Origin of the sequence: Modestobacter altitudinis (assembly GCF_005930475.1) — a bacterium.
In the GTDB taxonomy this organism is placed as follows: Bacteria; Actinomycetota; Actinomycetes; order Mycobacteriales; family Geodermatophilaceae; genus Modestobacter; species Modestobacter altitudinis.
This window is the reverse complement of the sequence record NZ_SJEW01000018.1, coordinates 1-16760: the sequence shown is the minus strand read 5'-3', so window position 1 is coordinate 16760 and position 16760 is coordinate 1. Positions and strand designations below refer to the sequence as shown.

Sequence of the window (16760 nt, the reverse complement as noted above, 5' to 3'; positions counted from 1 at the left end):
GCTCGGCCCAGGGCGGACTGTCGTACCTGCGTGGACACTGGACGGCGTGTCCGTCACCGACTCGGCTCTGACCCGGTTCTCCGCGCCGACCCAGGCGTGGTTCACCGGTGCCTTCGAGCAGCCGACGGCGGCCCAGGAGGGCGCCTGGGCGGCGATCAGCAGCGGTGAGCACGCCCTCGTCGTGGCACCGACCGGTTCGGGCAAGACACTGGCGGCGTTCCTCTCGTCGCTGGACCGGCTGGCCGCCACCCCGCCCCCGGAGGACCCGCTCGCCCGCTGCCGCGTCCTCTACGTCTCCCCGCTCAAGGCACTGGCGGTCGACGTCGAGCGGAACCTGCGGGCGCCGCTGACCGGCATCGGCCAGGCCGCCGCCCGGCTCGGGCTGCCGCGGCCGGAGATCACCGTGGGCGTCCGCTCCGGCGACACCCCGGCCGACGAGCGCCGCACCTTCGCCCGCCGCCCGCCGGACATCCTGATCACCACCCCGGAGTCGCTGTTCCTGCTGCTCACCAGCCAGGCGCGGGAGGCGCTGCGCGGGGTGGAGACGGTGATCCTCGACGAGGTGCACGCGGTCTGCGGCACCAAGCGCGGCGCCCACCTGGCCGTCTCCCTCGACCGGCTCGACGAGCTGCTGGAGCGGCCGGCCCAGCGGGTCGGCCTGTCGGCCACCGTGCGGCCCATCGAGGAGGTGTCCACCTTCCTGGCCGGCGGCCGCCCGGTGCAGGTGGTCGCTCCGCCGTCGGTCAAGCAGTGGGACCTGTCGGTCGTCGTCCCGGTCGAGGACATGAGCCAGCTCGGCCAGCCGACCGGTGAGCTGGAGGGGTCCGCGGCCGGCAACCAGCCGCGGACGTCGATCTGGCCGGCGGTCGAGGAGCGGGTGCTCGACCTCATCCAGTCCCACCGCAGCACCATCGTGTTCGCCAACTCCCGCCGGCTGGCCGAACGGCTCACCAGCCGGCTCAACGAGCTGGCCTACGAACGGGCCACCGGGGAGCCGCTGCCGCACGGTGCGAACCCCGCCGACGTGATGGCGCAGGCCGGCGCCGGTGGCGGGCTGCCGGCCGACGTCAAGCCGGTCGCCTCGGCGCACCACGGCTCGGTCTCCCGCGAGCAGCGCGCCGTCGTCGAGGAGGCGCTGAAGTCCGGCCAGCTGCCCGCCGTCGTGGCCACGTCCTCCCTCGAGCTCGGCATCGACATGGGCGCGGTCGACCTCGTCGTCCAGGTCGAGTCCCCGCCCAACGTCGCCGCCGGCCTGCAGCGGGTGGGCCGGGCCGGGCACCAGGTGGGCGCGGTCAGCGAGGGGGTCATCTTCCCGAAGTTCCGCGGCGACCTGGTGCAGAGCGCCGTCGTCGCCGAGCGGATGCGGGCCGGCGCCATCGAGTCCACCCGCTACCTGCGCAACCCACTGGACGTGCTGGCCCAGCAGATCGTGGCCATGGTGTCCGAGCGGCCACGCACCGTCGACGACGTCGCCGGGGTGCTGCGCCGGTCCGCCGCGTTCGCCGCGCTGCCGGACTCCGCCCTGGACGCGGTGCTCGACATGCTGGCCGGCCGCTACCCCTCCGACGCGTTCGCCGAGCTGCGGCCGCGGCTGACCTGGGACCGGGTCACCGACACCCTCACCGCGCGCGCCGGCGCCCAGCGGCTGGCGGTCACCAGTGGCGGCACCATCCCCGACCGCGGCCTGTTCGGTGTCTTCCTCGTCTCCGGCAAGGGTGAGGGCGGCAAGCGGGTCGGCGAGCTCGACGAGGAGATGGTCTACGAGTCGCGGGTCGGCGACGTCTTCCTGCTCGGCTCGTCGTCCTGGCGGATCGAGGAGATCACCCACGACCGGGTGCTGGTCTCCCCCGCGCCCGGGCTGCCGGGGAAGATGCCGTTCTGGCACGGCGACACCCTCGGCCGGCCGCTGGAGCTCGGCCGCGCGCTCGGCGCGTTCCTCCGCGAGGTCGGCTCGGCCACCCCAGAGGCCGGCACCGACCGGGCCCGCGCCGCCGGTCTCGACGAGTGGGGCGCGGCCAACCTGTTCGCCTACCTCGCCGAGCAGAAGCAGGCCACCGGCCACCTGCCCGACGACCGCACGCTGCTGGTCGAGCGGTTCCGCGACGAGCTGGGCGACTGGCGGCTGGTCGTGCACTCCCCCTTCGGCGCGCAGGTCAACGCCCCGTGGGCGCTGGTGCTGGCCTCCCGGCTGCGCGAGCGCTACGGCGTCGACGTCGCCTCCATGCACTCCGACGACGGCATCGTGCTCCGGCTCCCGGACACCACCGGTGAGGCCCCCGAGGCCGACCTGGCGATCCTCGACCCCGACGACGTCGAGCGGGAGGTGACCGCCGAGGTCGGCAACTCGGCGTTGTTCGCCAGCCGCTTCCGCGAGTGCGCCGCCCGGGCCCTGCTGCTCCCCCGGCGCGACCCGCGGCGCCGGACGCCGCTGTGGCAGCAGCGGCAGCGGGCCGCCCAGCTGCTGTCGGTGGCCAGCGAGTTCTCCGGCTTCCCGATCACCCTGGAGGCGGTCCGGGAGGTGCTGCAGGACGTCTACGACGTGCCGGGCCTGGTCGAGCTGATGAGCGACGTGCGCGCCCGGCGGGTGCGGGTGGTCGACGTGCAGACCCAGTCCGCCTCCCCGTTCGCCCAGTCCCTGCTGTTCGGCTACGTCGGCCAGTTCATCTACGAGGGCGACGCCCCGCTCGCCGAACGCCGCGCCCAGGCACTCGCCCTGGACACCGGGCTGCTGGCCGAGCTGCTGGGCCGCTCCGAGCTGCGCGAGCTGCTCGACGCCGACGCGATGGCCGAGGTCGAGGCGGAGCTGCAGCGACTCCCGGAGCAACGGCACCCTCGCGACGTCGACGGTGCCAGCGACCTGCTGCGCGGGGTGGGCGACCTCACCGTGGCCGAGGCGGCGGCCCGGGGCGTGCCGGCGGAGTGGCTCGAGGAGCTGGTCGTCTCCCGGCGGGCCCTGGTGGTCCGGATCGCCGGGGAGCAGCGGTACGTCGCCATCGAGGACGCCGGCCGGCTCCGCGACGCGCTGGGCACGGCCCTGCCGGTCGGGGTCCCGGAGGCGTTCACCGAGCCGGTCGCGGATCCGCTGGGTGACCTGATCGGCCGGTTCGCCCGCACCCACGGCCCGTTCGCGCCGCCCGAGGCCGCGGCCCGGCTGGGGCTGGGGGTAGCCGTCGTCACCGCCACCGTGCAGCGGCTGGTCGGCACCGGTCGGCTGGTCACCGGCGAGTTCCGGCCCGGCGGTATCGGCCAGGAGTGGTGCGACGCCGAGGTGCTGCGGTCGGTCCGGCGGCGGTCGCTGGCCAAGCTGCGCCAGGAGGTCGAGCCGGTCCCGATCGAGACGTTGGCCCGCTTCACCCCGTCCTGGCAGTCGGTGGGCGGCCGGATGCGCGGGGTGGACGGCGTCCTCGCCGTCGTCGAGCAGCTGGCGGGCGCGCTGGTGCCCGCGTCGGCGCTGGAGTCGCTGGTGCTGCCGTCGCGGGTGCAGAACTACTCCCCCGCGCTGCTGGACGAGCTGACCAGCGCCGGCGAGGTGCTGTGGGCCGGTGCCGGGGGGCTGTCCGGCGGCGACGGCTGGGTGACCCTCGTGCCGGCCGACCTGGCGCCGCTGCTGCTGCCCGAGCCCCCCGGGGCCGCCTCGGTGGAGGGCGGGTACGGCGCGGCACTGCTCGAAGAGCTCGCCGGCGGTCAGGCGATGTTCTTCCGGTCGCTGTCCGACCGGGTCGGCGCGACCGACGACACCGCCCTGTCCGAGGAGATCTGGGACCTCGTCTGGGCCGGCGCGCTGACCAACGACACGCTGGCGCCGCTGCGGGTGCGGCTGGCCGGCGGCGGCACCCACAAGCGGCAACCCGCCGCTCCGCGCGCCCGGCTGGACCGGACCCGGTACGGCCGCACCCGGCTCGGGCGGCCGGCGATGCCCACCCGCACCGGCCCGCCGGCGATGGCCGGCCGCTGGTCGCGGCTGCCGGACCTGGAGGGCAACACGACCAAGCGGACCACCGCCCGGAGCGAGGCGCTGCTGGAGCGGCACGGCGTCCTGACCCGCGGGGCGGTGCAGGCCGAGCAGGTGGTCGGCGGGTTCTCCGCGGTGTACCCGGTGCTGCGGGCGTTCGAGGAGAACGGCCGGGCCCGCCGCGGGTACTTCGTGGAGACCCTCGGTGCGGCCCAGTTCGGCACGCCGGGCTCCATCGACCGGCTGCGCAGCTTCGCCAGCCCCGACCGGGTGCCCGCCGGGCCGGTCGTCCTGGCCGCGACCGACCCGGCCAACGTCTACGGCGCCGCCCTGCCCTGGCCCGAGCGGGCGGTGGGCTCCGCCGACGGGTCCGTGGAGGGCTCCGTCGCGGGCATCGACGTCGGCGAGGGCACCGGCAGCCGCAGGACCGGGCACCGGGCCGGGCGCAAGGCCGGCGCGCTGGTGGTGCTCGTCGACGGCGAGCTCGTGCTGTACGTGGAGCGGGGCGGCAAGACGCTGCTGTCCTGGACCGAGGACGAGACGGTGCTCAAGGAGGCCGCGACGGCGCTGTCGTCCGCGGTGGCCTCCGGGGCGCTCGGGCGGATGACGGTGCAGAAGGCCGACGGCGCCTCGGTGCACGAGTCCGGCCCGCTCAGCGCCGCGCTGCAGGCCGCCGGGTTCGCGGCCACCCCGCGGGGCCTGCGGTTGCGCAGCTGACCGCCCGCTCGGGCGGCTGGACCCGCGGCGCTGAGGTCAGCGGCGGCGCGAGCCCTGCAACCAGGGACCCAGCCAGCGGCTGAGCCGCGGCATCAGCACCCGCAGCGCCGACACGACGAAGACCGCCGACACCACCAGTCGGAGGCCCCACGGCCAGCCGCCGACGAACGGCACGGCGACCAGCTGGAACGTCGTGGTCATCGCCAGGACGACAGCGACGGTGAGCAGCCAGCTGCGCCAGGCCGGACCGGGCTTGGCCGGCACCGCGAAGAAGGTCTCCAGGCCGACCGCGCGGGCGGTGCGTGAGTCCTCGACCAGCTGGTGCACCCGCGCCAGGGCCTCGGCCCGCTCGGGCGACCGCTCCCAGGCGCTCAGCGCCTCGTCGTCGGTGAACCGGAAGACCAGGTGGAACTCGTCGCTGCCCCGACCAGGGCGGAGCAGCGAGGAACCGAGGTTGCCCGGGAACCCGGCGAGCAGCTCCTGGATCTCGGCCGCCCAGCGCTCGAACGCATCCTGCTGCTCCGGGCGCACGACCCGGGCCACGGTCACCGTGACGGGCTCCGTGACCGGCTGCGGAGCCGGGGCGCTGGTGAGGCTGCGCAGTCGCGTCGACATGGTCACGGGCACTCGAGCACCGGCGGAGCGCGGGCTGTTCCCGGCTGTCACCCCGCTCACAGCTGGCCACACCCTTCCGGGGGGACCGGACGGTCGTCACCAGGGTCCGGTGCCCGCTTCCGGCCACCCCCGGACCGCGGAGGTCCGGGCACGGAACGACTGCGCCGGGGACCATGGTCGTCGTGCCCGAGGGAGACACCGTCTGGCTGGCCGCCCAGCGGATGAACACGGCGCTGGCCGGTGCCACGTTGCGCCGGGGTGAGCTGCGCGTGCCGCAGCTGGCCGCCGTCGACCTCGCCGGGGCGACGGTCACCGAGGTCGTGCCGCGCGGGAAGCACATGCTCACCCGCTTCGCCGACGGCCGCACCCTGCGCACGCACTACCGGATGGACGGCAGCTGGCACATCTACCGGAAGGGCAGACCCTGGAGGGGCGGCCCCGCGCACAGCATCCGGGCCGTCCTGGCCACCGACGAGTGGGACTGCGTCGGGTACCGGCTGCACGACATGCGGATCGTCCCGACCAGCGCCGAGGGTGAGCTGGTCGGCCACCTCGGACCCGACGTGCTGGGCCCGGACTGGGACCTGGACGAGGCGCTGCGCCGGCTCCGCGCGCACCCCGACGAGCAGATCGGCGTCGCTGTCCTCGACCAGCGCAACCTGGCCGGCATCGGCAACCTCTACAAGGTCGAGACGCTGTTCCTGAGCGGTGTGAACCCGTGGGCCCGGGTGGCCGACGTCCCCGACCTGGCCGGCCTGGTCACCCGCGCCCGCACCCTGATGCTGGCCAACCGCGGCCGTCCTGCGCAGAGCACCACCGGTGAGACCCGCCGCGGGCAGGACCACTGGGTCGCCGGCCGCAAGGGCCGGCCCTGCCGCCGCTGCCGGACGCCGATCCTGCTCGGCGACCAGGGACCCGACCTGCAGGAGCGGATCACCTGGTGGTGCCCCACGTGCCAGGCAACGCCCACGCCGGTCGACCCCCGGGCCCGCACCGGCGAGCCCGGCACCGAGGCGCGCCGCGCCCGCTACGAGTGACGACCGGGCCGGCACCGACGGCACCAGGTCGGCACGAGCGCGCGCAGGCAGGGATCATGGCGGGATGCCCGAGGGAGACACCGTCTGGTTGGCCGCCAACCGGATGAACACCGCGCTGGCCGGCGCCACGCTCACCAAGGGCGAGCTGCGCGTGCCGCAGCTGGCCACCGTCGACCTCGCCGGTGTCACCGTCACCGAGGTCGTGCCGCGCGGGAAGCACATGCTCACCCGCTTCGCCGACGGCCGCACCCTGCGCACGCACTACCGGATGGACGGCAGCTGGCACATCTACCGGAAGGGCAGACCCTGGAGGGGCGGCCCCGCGCACAGCATCCGGGCCGTCCTGGGCACCGACGAGTGGGACTGCGTCGGGTACCGGCTGCACGACATGCGGATCGTCCCGACCAGCGCCGAGGGTGAGCTGGTCGGCCACCTCGGACCCGACGTGCTGGGCCCGGACTGGGACCTGGACGAGGCGCTGCGCCGGCTCCGCGCGCACCCCGACGAGCAGATCGGCGTCGCCATCCTCGACCAGCGCAACCTGGCCGGCATCGGCAACCTCTACAAGGTCGAGACGCTGTTCATGACCCGCACCCACCCGTGGACCCGGGTGGCCGACGTCCCCGACCTGGCCGGCCTGGTCACCCGCGCCCGCACCCTGATGCAGGCCAACCGCGACCACCCCGAGCAGAGCACCACCGGCTCCACCCAGCGCGGGGAGGACCACTGGGTGTTCGGCCGGAAGGGCCGGCCGTGCCGCCGCTGCCGCACCACGATCCTGCTGGGCGACCAGGGCCCGGACACCCAGGAACGGGTGACCTACTGGTGCCCGAGCTGCCAGGCCGCGCGGAGCCCGATCGACCCGCTGGCCCGCACCGGGGAGCCCGGCCGCCCGGCGTCGATCGCCGCCACCTGACGAAGGACAGACGGCCGTCCCGCGCAGGTGCGCGGGACGGCCGTCGGGTCCAGGCCCTGGTGCAGGGTCCCGCCGCGAGCGGTGGGGGCACCGGGGTCCTTCGTCTATGCCGGGTCGGGCCGCTCCGCCGGCTGGGCGGCCGGGGTCTCGGCGCCGAGGCCGGTCACCGGCGGGGTGCCCTGCTCGATCGCGCCGGCCGCCTGGTTACCGCTGATCGCCGGGGTGCCGCCGCTCATGGCCGCGCGGATCTCGGCCAGCCGGGAGGCGCCGGCGACGTCGATGGTCGCCTTCTGCACCTCGAGCATCCGGCCTTCCACCGAGTTCTGCGCGAGCTCGGCCTGGCCCAGGGCGTTGGCGTAGCGGGCCTCGATCTTGTCGCGGACCTCCCCGAGGTTGGGCGTGTTGCCCGGCGCGGAGAGCTCGTTGACCTGGCGGAGCGAGGCGGAGACCTGCTCCTGCATCTTCGCCTGCTCCAGCTGGGACATCAGCTTGGTCCGCTCGGCCAGCGTCGACTGCAGCCGCATCCGGCTGGTCTCGACCGCGCCCTTGGCCTGCTCGGCGGCCTGCAGCGCCTCGTCGTGGCTGCGCTTGAGGTCCTCCATCGCCTGCTCGGCGCTGACCAGCTGGGTGGCGAAGGCCTGCGCGGCCTGCTCGTACTCCGAGGCCTTCGCCGCATCGCCCTTGGCCCGCGTCTGGTCGGCGAGCGCGAGCGCCTGGCGGGCGGAGGACTGCAGCTTCTCCACCTCGCCGAGCTGGCGGTTGAGCCGCATCTCCAGCTGCCGCTGGTTGCCCAGCACGGCCGCGGCCTGGTTGGCCAGCGACTGGTGCCGGTTCTGCTCCGCCTCGATCGCCTGGGCGATCTGGATCTTCGGGTCGGCCCGCTGGTCGATCTGCTGGTTGGCCGAGGCCGTCAGGTACTTCCACAGCTTCACGAACGGGTTCGGCATGGCTCCTCCTGGTCCGGCGCCCTCACCCACCGGGCGGCGGGTCGGGCAACGCGGGCGACGCTGTCTCGATCATCGTCCCAGGCCGCGCACCCGGCCAGCCACAGCGGACCGTCCCTGGCCCGTCCTGGCTCACCCGACGTGCTCCTGGCTCGGCGCACACGGTGAGCCAGGAGCACGGACGATCAGCTCAGCTGATCCCGGGGGACGGCCCGGCGCGGCTAGACCTTGCGGCCGCGCAGCTGCCGGTAGTGCCGGACCAGCGCCACCGTGGAGGCGTCCTGGTCCATCTCCGGCGCCTCGTCACTGGTCAGCGCGGGACCGAGCTGGCGGGCCATCACCTTGCCCAGCTCGACACCCCACTGGTCGAAGGAGTCGATCTGCCAGATCGCCCCCTCGGTGAAGACCGTGTGCTCGTAGAAGGCGATCAGCTGGCCCAGCGTGCCGGGGGTGAGCTTGGGCGCCAGCACCGTCGTCGAGGGCCGGTTGCCCGGCATCACCTTGTGCGGGACGACGTCGGCGGCGGTCCCCTCGGCGGCCACCTCCTCCGCGGTCCGGCCGAACGCCAGCACGGCGCTCTGCGCGAACAGGTTGGCCATCAGCAGGTCGTGCATCTCGCCGATGTCGTGGTTGGGCTCGCCGAACCCGATGAAGTCCGCCGGGATCAGCGACGTCCCCTGGTGCAGCAGCTGGTGGAAGGCGTGCTGGCCGTTGGTGCCCGGCTCGCCCCAGTAGACCTCGCCGGTCGACGTCGTCACCGGTTCCCCGTCCCAGCGGACGGACTTGCCGTTGCTCTCCATGGTCAGCTGCTGCAGATAGGCCGGCAGCCGGGACAGGTACTGGCTGTAGGGCAGCACGGCGTGGGTCTGCGAGCCGAAGAAGTTCGTGTACCAGACGTTGAGCAGACCCTGCAGCAACGGCAGGTTCTCCGTCGGCGGCGCGGTCCGGAAGTGCTCGTCGACGGTGTGGAAGCCGGCGAGCATCTCGTCGTAGCCGTCGGGTCCGATCGCCACCATCAGCGACAGGCCGACCGCCGAGGTGAAGGAGTACCGGCCACCCACCCAGTCCCAGAACTCGAACATGTTCTCGGGGTCGATGCCGAACTCGGCGACCGCGTCGGTGTTGGTGGAGACGGCCACGAAGTGCTTGGCCACCGCCGAGTCGTCGCCCAGTGCCGCGAGCAGCCAGTCGCGGGCGACGGTGGCGTTGGTCAGCGTCTCCAGGGTGGTGAAGGTCTTGGAGCAGACGACGAACATCGTCGTCGCCGGGTCGAGGTCCCGGGTCTTCTCGAAGAAGTCGGTCGGGTCGATGTTGGAGACGAAGCGGGCGGTGATCCCGCGGTCGCTGTAGTCGGCCAGTGCCGTGTACGCCATCGCCGGACCGAGGTCGGAGCCACCGATGCCGATGTTGACCACGGCGGTGATGCGCTCGCCGGTGTGCCCCTTCCACTCCCCCGACCGCACCCGGTCGGCGAAGCTCCGCATCTTGGCCAGCACCGCGTGCACGTCGGCGGTGACGTCCTGGCCGTCGACGATCAGCGGCGCCGACTCCGGTGCCCGCAGCGCGACGTGCAGCACGGCCCGGTCCTCGGTGACGTTGATGTGCTCGCCGCGGAACATCGCCTCGATCCGCCCGGGCACGCCGGCCTTCTCCGCCAGCGCCAGCAGCAGCTGCACCGTCTCGTCGGTGACCCGGTGCTTGGACCAGTCCAGGTAGAGGTCACCGGCGGTGCCGGTCAGCCGCTGCGCGCGCCCCGGGTCCTCGGCGAACAGCTCGCGCAGGGTCCGGGCGCTGATCTCGCGGTGGTGGTCGACCAGTGCGGCCCACTCGTCGGTCGCGGTGATGTCCATGCTGCCTCCAGGGTCGGGCTCCGCTGTCCACGGGTGGCTCTACGGGGACAGGTGCGCAGCTCGACCGCAGCACAAACCCCCGGGCGTGATCATGCCGGTCGCGCCCGGGGGTCCGGCAGGCAGCTCAGGCGGCGCCCGCCGCGCGGGCGCCACCCGAGCTCGTCCCCGCACCGCCGGAGGAGGAGGTGCCCATGCCACCGGAGCTGCGGCCGCCGGCGGACCCGGCGATCTGCTCCTCGCGGTCCTCCGCCGCCATCCGGGTCAGTGCGGCACCGGCCTCGGCGTCGCGGGTGAGGTTCTCCCCGGTGCTCGGGTCGAAGACGTGCACCTTCCGGCTGTCCAGCCAGAACTCGGCCTCCCGGCCCTCCCGGATCCGGCTGGTCGAGTCGATCGACACGATCGCCTGGGTGCGCAGCTCCTCGGCGTCCAGCTCGCGGGACAGTGCCCGCAGCTGGTTGGTGATCTCCTCCGGCGCCTCGTAGGGGATGTAGGCGTACTGCTGGTCACCGAGCCACTCGGTGACGTCGACCCGGGCCCGGAACACCGAGCCCAGCGGCCGCTTCGCGTCATCGACCAGCGAGGCGTCCTCGAAGTACTCCGGCCGGATCCCGACCAGCAGCAGCTCCCGGCCGGCCACCGCGGCAGCCCGCTTGTCATCGAGCTCGACCGGACCGAACGGCGTCGACAGCGAGCGACCCTCCAGCCGGGCGGGCAGGAAGTTCATCGGCGGCGAGCCGATGAACCCGGCGACGAACAGGTTGACCGGCTGGTCGTAGAGCTCACGCGGTGAGGCGACCTGCTGGATCTTCCCCTTGCGCAGCACGCAGACCCGGTCGCCGAGGGTCATCGCCTCGGTCTGGTCGTGGGTGACGTAGACGGTGGTGATGCCCAGCCGGCGCTGCAACCGGGAGATCTCCGTGCGCATCTGGCCGCGCAGCTTGGCGTCGAGGTTGGACAACGGCTCGTCGAAGAGGAACGCCTCCGCCTGCCGGACGATGGCCCGGCCCATGGCGACCCGCTGGCGCTGGCCACCGGAGAGGTTGGCCGGCTTGCGCTCCAGGTGCTCGTGCAGCTCCAGGACGTCGGCCGCCTCGTTGACCCGGCGACGCACCTCGCCGTCGTCCATCTTCGCCAGCCGGAGCGGGAAGGCGATGTTCTCGAAGACGGTGAGGTGCGGGTAGAGCGCGTAGTTCTGGAAGACCATCGACAGGTTGCGCTCCCGCGGGGCCTTGTCGTTGACCCGCTTGCCGCCGATGACCATGTCGCCGCTGGTGATGTCCTCCAGCCCGACGATCATCCGCAGCAGCGTGGACTTCCCGCAGCCGGACGGTCCGACCAGGATCATGAACTCCCCGTCGGCGATGTCGAGGCTGACGTCGTTCACCGCCGGGAAGCCGTCGCCGTACTGCTTGACGATGTGGTCCATCTGGATCTCGGCCATCAGTTCTTCCCCTCCGGGAGGTCGGTTCGGGTGCGCATCAGGGTCAGCCCTTCACAGCGCCGTTGGTGAGACCGGCGACGATGCGCCGCTGGAACAGCAGGACCAGGACGACGACCGGGATGGTCACGATGACCGCGGCCGCCGCGATCACCCCGGTGGGGTCCTCGAACTGGGAGGCGCCGGAGAACAGTCCGAGCGCCGCCGGCACCGGCCGGGACGCGCTGGTCGAGGTCAGCGAGATGCCGTAGATGAAGTCGTTCCAGGCGATGAAGAACGCGATGATCGCCGTGGTGAAGACGCCCGGTGCGGCCAGCGGCACGATCACCTTGCGGAACGCCTGCCACGTCGTCGCCCCGTCGACCTGAGCGGCCTGCTCCATCTCCCAGGGGATCTCCCGGAAGAACGCCGACATCGTCCAGATGGAGATCGGCAGGGTCAGTGACAGGTACGGGATGATCAGACCCGGCCAGGTGTCGTAGAGGCCGATGTTGCGCCACAGGTTGAACAGCGGCGTCACGATCGAGATGACCGGGAAGATCGCCACCGCGAGCGCCGTGCCGAGGATGAACTTCTTGCCCGGGAAGTCCAGCCGGGCGATCGCGTAGGCGGCGAACATCGCGAGGATGCAGGAGATCAGCGTCGCGATGAGGCAGATGCCGAAGGAGTTGCGCAGGGCAGGCAGGAACAGGTCGCCGCCGGCGCCGGTGAAGATCCCCTTGTAGTTCTCCGACGTCGCGTCGGTGGGCAGGAACTGTCCGTTGGTCAGGTCACTGGGCGCCTTGAACGACAGCGACACGATCCAGGCGACCGGGAACAGCGCGTAGATGACGATCAGGACGCCGGCGACGATCCACCAGTTCTTCTCCTTGCGGGACATCAGCCCTCACCCCTCGCCTGGGCCAGGTCGACCTTGAAGCCCTTGATGAACAACGCGGCTATCCCCACCACGACGAGGAAGAGCAGCACCGAGACCGCCGACCCCAGGCCGATCTCCAGCCGGCTGATGGTCTGCCGGTAGGCGAGGAACGACACCGACTCGGTCCGGTTGGCCCCCGCCGTCATCACGAAGATGCTGTCGAAGACGCGGAAGGCGTCGAGGGTGCGGAAGAGCACCGCGACCATGATCGCGGCCTTCATGTTCGGCAGCGTCACCTTGCGCAGCCGCTGCCACCAGGTGGCGCCGTCGACCTTGGCCGCCTCCTGCAGGACCTCGGGGACCTGGGCCAGCCCGGCCAGCAGGAGCAGCGAGATGAACGGCGTCGTCTTCCAGATCTCGGCGACGCAGACGACGAAGAGCGCCGACCACTGGCCACCGAACCAGTCGGTGTCCCCGCTGATCCCCGGCAACCAGCCGAACCACTTGTTGACGAAGCCGGTGTCGATGGCGAAGGCGAACTTCCAGGCGAACGCCGACACCACGGTGATCACCGCGTACGGGATGAGGATCGCCGCGCGCAGCACCGGCCGGATGGAGCTCAGCGCCTTGGCCATCACGAAGGCCAGGGCGAAGCCCAGCACGAGCTCGACCGCGACGGTGACCACGGTGATGAACACGGTGACGCCGATCGAGATCCACCAGGTGCTGTCGGTGAGGATCACGAGGTAGTTCGACAAGCCGTTGAACGCCCGGTTCTCCGGGTCGGTGAGCCGGTAGTCGAACAGCGAGTCGTACACCGCCTGCAGGATCGGGTAGGCGGTGACCAGCAGCATCACCAGCAGCGCCGGGCCGGCCAGCAGCCAGCCGAGCTTGCGCTCGCTGCGCGCCCGGTCGCTGGTGGTGCCCTTGGGCGCGGAGACCGGCGCCGACTTCTCCGTCGGTGGGAGCGTCGTGGTGCTCACTGCGACTCCTCGCTGGCGCTCGTCGTCCGCGTTCGCGGTGCTGCTGTGCCCCTGGGATCGCTGGCGAGCTCGCTCACAGCAGCTGCTCCTTCTTGAGGACGGCGGTGATGAAGTCGGTCGCCCGCTGCGGGGTGGAGTCCGGGTCGACCGAGCTGGTCGGGTGGTACTCGCGCTGGAGCCCGCCGGAGACCTCGCTGTAGTACGGCGTCTGCGGTCGAGGGGCCGCCTGGTCGAGCGACTGCAGGATCGTGTCCGCCATCGGGAAGACCTTCTGCACCTCGGGGTCGTCGTACACCGCGACGTCCGAGGCCGGGTTGCCGTTGGTCGTCATGTAGTACGCCTGGTTCTCGGTCGTGGTGATGCACTCGGTCGCCTCATAGGCGAGGTCGACGTGCTGGCTGAAGGCGCCGATGCCGAGGTTGATCCCGCCGTACGGCGGCGCGCTCTCGGTGCCCTCGTCGACCTGCGGGTACAGCGCCCAGCCGAAGTCGTCGGGGACGGACTGCTCCATCGTCCCGGCTTCGACGGCGGCCAGCGCCCGTCCCCAGACGAACGGGTAGTTGACCTGGAAGCCGGCGTCGGGACCCTCGAAGCCGGTTGCCGTGGTGTCCTCCGTCGCGGTGGACAGCGCGGCCCCCGCCTGGCCGCTGCGGGAGACGTCCCGCATGACCTCGGTGGCGCGGATGCCGGCGTCGGAGGTCAGGCCCAGCACGATCCCGTCCGGGTCGGTGGAGTTCTCGGCGATGATCGACCCGCCGGCGGACTCGATGAGCGCGTTGAACCACACGGTGAGGGACTCGGCTCGCGCCCCCTGCACGCCGAGCAGCTTGCCCTGGTCCTGGGCGGCGGTGATCAGCTGGTCCCAGGTGACCGGCTGGGTCATGTCCAGCCCGGCGGCCTCGGCGACGGACTTGCGGTACCAGAGCAGCTGGGTGTTGGCCCACCACGGGACGGCGACGAGCTCGTCGTCCCAGGTCGAGCCCTCGATGGCGCTCTCCACCACGTCCTCGGTGACCCGCTGCGCGACGTCCTCGGGCACGGGGGCCAGGAAGCCGGCCTGGGCGAACTCGGGGATGAACGGCGGGTCCAGGCTCATGATGTCGATCGAGTCGTCGTTGGCCGCCAGCCGGCGGATCAGCTGCTCGCGCTGCTCGCCGGCCTGCCGGGGCAGCACCGAGGTGGTGATCCGGTACCTGCCCCCTGCGGCCTCGGTGCACCGCGCGGCGATCTCGGCCTGCCCACCGGAGTCCGGGTTGGTGTACCAGGTGAGCGTCGGGACGCCGCCGCCGTCACTCCCGCAAGCGGCCAGCACGGACGACAGGACGGCCGCCGCAGCTGCGCCCGCCAGCGCGCGTCGGCGTCGTCCCGCCCCTCGGCTGGTCCCTCGGACAAGGCGAGCGCTGGGCACCGTCATCAGCCTCCGTTGGCGAACAGCGACTCCGTCGTCGCCTCGGATCATGGAGCGTGGCCCGGCTCACAGGCTGTGTCAATCGGAGGCCAGGGCTGTGACCGTCCCGCGATCTGCGATGACCGACGGCGTGGTCATCACCGCTGGTGTGCGCGGCAGTTCGTGCTGGACGTAGGAGCGCGCGGCCGCCCAGGTGCCGACGTCGAAGCCCGCCCGTTCGGACAGGAACCACCGGTGCTCGAGCACCTCGTGGAAGACCTCCGCGGGCTCCAGCCGGCCGACGAGCTCGTCCGGGATGATGCCGACCACGGGGTGGTAGACCTCGGCGAGCCAGCGTCGTCCGGCCACCGCCTCGGGCACCGGCTTGCCGGTCCGCTGCTCGAGGTAGGCACGGTAGGACCACAGGTCGTTGAGCAGCCGCCGGGCCTGGTTCTCCTGCACCTCCAGGCCGGTGAGCCGGAACAGCTCGTGGCGCTGCTGCCCCGGCTCGGACACCCGGGTCTCCACCCGGAGCCGGGCGCCCTCCGGCGAGGTCACCAGCTCCACCTCGCCGACGTCGAAACCGAGGTCGTTGATCCGCTGCAGGCGTTCGGCCACCCGGTAGGCCTGCTCGTCGAGCCGGAAGACCTCCTCGCGGGTCACCTCCTCCCACAGCGCTGCGTAGCGGCCGGCCAGGCCGTCGGCGACCTCGATCGGGTCGATGTCCGGCGGCAGCAGTTCGCCGGCCTGCAGGTCCATCAACTCGGCCCCGACCCGTTCGCGGGCCAGGTCGACGTCGTAGGCGCGCATCCTGGCGGACAGGGTCGGATGACGCTCGGCGGTCTCGGCGTCGACCAGGTAGGCGGTGAACGCACCGGCGTCGAGGCGGAACAGGGTGTTGGACAGCGAGCAGTCACCCCAGTACACGCCGGCCAGGTGCAGCCGCACGAGCAGCTGCGCGAGGGTGTCCAGCAGCCGGTCGGGTGAGTGGGCCGCCCGCGGTCCGCTGAAGACGTACCGGTAGGACATCGAGTACTCGAGGTACCGGGTCACCAGGATGGCGTCCTGCTCGCCCGGCCGGTCGACGCAGATGCCCAGCACCGAGACCGAGGGCAGCCCCTCTTCCTCGAACTCCGCGAGCAGCGCGTACTCGTGCCGGGCGAGCGACTCGCTGATCTCCTTGAGGGCGTAGACCCGGCCCTCGGAGACGGTGAAGCGCACGACGTGCCGGGAGATGCCGCGCTGTGGGACCTCGAGCAGCAGGTCGGGGTCCCAGTCCTCCAGCGGCTGGTGCCACGGGAGGGCCAGCAGCCCGGCGGCCTCGGCGGCCGGGGGCCGGAACAGGTACCGCATCACGCCCTCCGGGAGTCGCTCGGCCGGGGCCCCTCGGCGCCGGCGCTGCTCGCGGCGTGGCGCCACGATGCCATGTCCGGCCGCTCGGTGTGGCCCGGACACGGCGCGGCCGCCCGGCCGACCCACGCGCGGGCCGGACGGCCGTCGCAGCTGCTCGCCTCAGCCGATGAGCTGCCCGGTGACGACGGCGGCCTGCGCGGCCCGCTCCGGCGCCGTGCCCGGCTGCAGCACCAGGCCCAGCAGCCACCGGCAGACCAGCTCGGCCTCGGGGCGGCTGATCCGCAGCGCGGAGGCGAGGGTGAGGACGACGTCGCCCCACCGCTCGGCGTCCAGCCCCATCATCTGCACCAGCGTCTCCGGCTCGGTCTCGGCCAGCCGGCGCAGCACCGGGTGGGCGCCGACCTCCTCGGCCAGCGCGGGCACCGCGACGGTCAGCGGGAGCTCGGCGGCCAGTGCGGCCAGCCGGTCGAGCTCGAAGGCGACCAGCGCCTGCGCGACGTCGTCCTTGGTGCGGAAGTGGTTGTACAGGGTGGCCTTGGCGACCCCGGCCGCGGCGGCGACGTGCTGCATCGTCGTCTTCTTCAGCCCGCGCTCGGCGAACGCGCTGCGGGCTCCGGTGAGCAGGCCGCGGCGGGTGCGGCTCATCGCCACGCCGGGCCGGCTGAGCGGACGGCGGGGGTCGCGCGGCGTCACCGCGGTGGGGCGGGGG

General features: G+C 72.8%; 12 protein-coding genes. 3 read left to right on the top strand and 9 right to left on the bottom strand.

Annotated elements, in window-relative coordinates; genetic code table 11:
• Positions 1 to 46: 46 nt before the first annotated feature.
• A complete protein-coding gene (locus FHL79_RS09065; protein ID WP_138758282.1) occupies positions 47 to 4669 on the top strand; it encodes an ATP-dependent helicase in 4623 nt (1540 codons plus the stop codon).
• A gap of 36 nt (positions 4670 to 4705) precedes the next feature.
• On the opposite strand, the gene FHL79_RS09060 is transcribed toward FHL79_RS09065, so the two are convergent.
• The gene (locus FHL79_RS09060; protein WP_138758335.1) at positions 4706 to 5284 is read right to left on the bottom strand and encodes an antibiotic biosynthesis monooxygenase; all 579 of its coding nucleotides are present in this window, start codon (positions 5282 to 5284) and stop codon (positions 4706 to 4708) included.
• A 182-nt stretch (positions 5285 to 5466) separates the two neighbouring features.
• On the opposite strand from FHL79_RS09060, the gene FHL79_RS09055 reads away from it, so the two are divergent.
• The gene (locus FHL79_RS09055) at positions 5467 to 6321 is read left to right on the top strand and encodes a DNA-formamidopyrimidine glycosylase family protein (RefSeq protein ID WP_138758281.1); all 855 of its coding nucleotides are present in this window, start codon (positions 5467 to 5469) and stop codon (positions 6319 to 6321) included.
• 64 nt (positions 6322 to 6385) lie between these two features.
• Positions 6386 to 7237 (top strand): DNA-formamidopyrimidine glycosylase family protein, encoded by an 852-nt coding sequence (locus tag FHL79_RS09050; RefSeq protein ID WP_138758280.1) that lies wholly within the window; start codon positions 6386 to 6388, stop codon positions 7235 to 7237.
• A gap of 104 nt (positions 7238 to 7341) precedes the next feature.
• Here the strand turns inward: FHL79_RS09050 and FHL79_RS09045 are convergent, their stop codons facing one another.
• The 8 genes from FHL79_RS09045 to FHL79_RS09010 form a co-directional block, all read right to left on the bottom strand.
• On the bottom strand, positions 7342 to 8184 hold the full coding sequence (locus tag FHL79_RS09045; RefSeq protein ID WP_138758279.1) for a PspA/IM30 family protein: 843 nt from the start codon (positions 8182 to 8184) through the stop codon (positions 7342 to 7344).
• A gap of 218 nt (positions 8185 to 8402) precedes the next feature.
• The gene (gene pgi / locus FHL79_RS09040; RefSeq protein ID WP_138758278.1) at positions 8403 to 10031 is read right to left on the bottom strand and encodes a glucose-6-phosphate isomerase; all 1629 of its coding nucleotides are present in this window, start codon (positions 10029 to 10031) and stop codon (positions 8403 to 8405) included.
• A gap of 124 nt (positions 10032 to 10155) precedes the next feature.
• Positions 10156 to 11472: an ABC transporter ATP-binding protein gene (locus FHL79_RS09035; RefSeq protein ID WP_138758277.1), complete on the bottom strand. Its 1317-nt coding sequence runs from the start codon at positions 11470 to 11472 to the stop codon at positions 10156 to 10158.
• Positions 11473 to 11515: 43 nt separating this feature from the next.
• Positions 11516 to 12349 (bottom strand): carbohydrate ABC transporter permease, encoded by an 834-nt coding sequence (locus FHL79_RS09030; RefSeq protein WP_138758276.1) that lies wholly within the window; start codon positions 12347 to 12349, stop codon positions 11516 to 11518.
• Positions 12349 to 13311, bottom strand: coding sequence for a carbohydrate ABC transporter permease (locus FHL79_RS09025; protein WP_138758275.1), 963 nt, complete (start codon positions 13309 to 13311; stop codon positions 12349 to 12351). Before FHL79_RS09025 ends, FHL79_RS09030 begins: the two co-directional genes overlap by 1 nt.
• Before the next feature lie 73 nt (positions 13312 to 13384).
• Positions 13385 to 14623: an extracellular solute-binding protein gene (locus FHL79_RS09020; RefSeq protein ID WP_138758274.1), complete on the bottom strand. Its 1239-nt coding sequence runs from the start codon at positions 14621 to 14623 to the stop codon at positions 13385 to 13387.
• Between the two features lie 174 nt (positions 14624 to 14797).
• Complete coding sequence (locus FHL79_RS09015) at positions 14798 to 16051, bottom strand: DUF4032 domain-containing protein (RefSeq protein ID WP_138758273.1); 1254 nt, start codon at positions 16049 to 16051, stop codon at positions 14798 to 14800.
• Positions 16052 to 16210: 159 nt separating this feature from the next.
• On the bottom strand, positions 16211 to 16760 hold a 550-nt coding region (locus tag FHL79_RS09010), incomplete at its 5' end, for a TetR/AcrR family transcriptional regulator (RefSeq protein WP_342777098.1).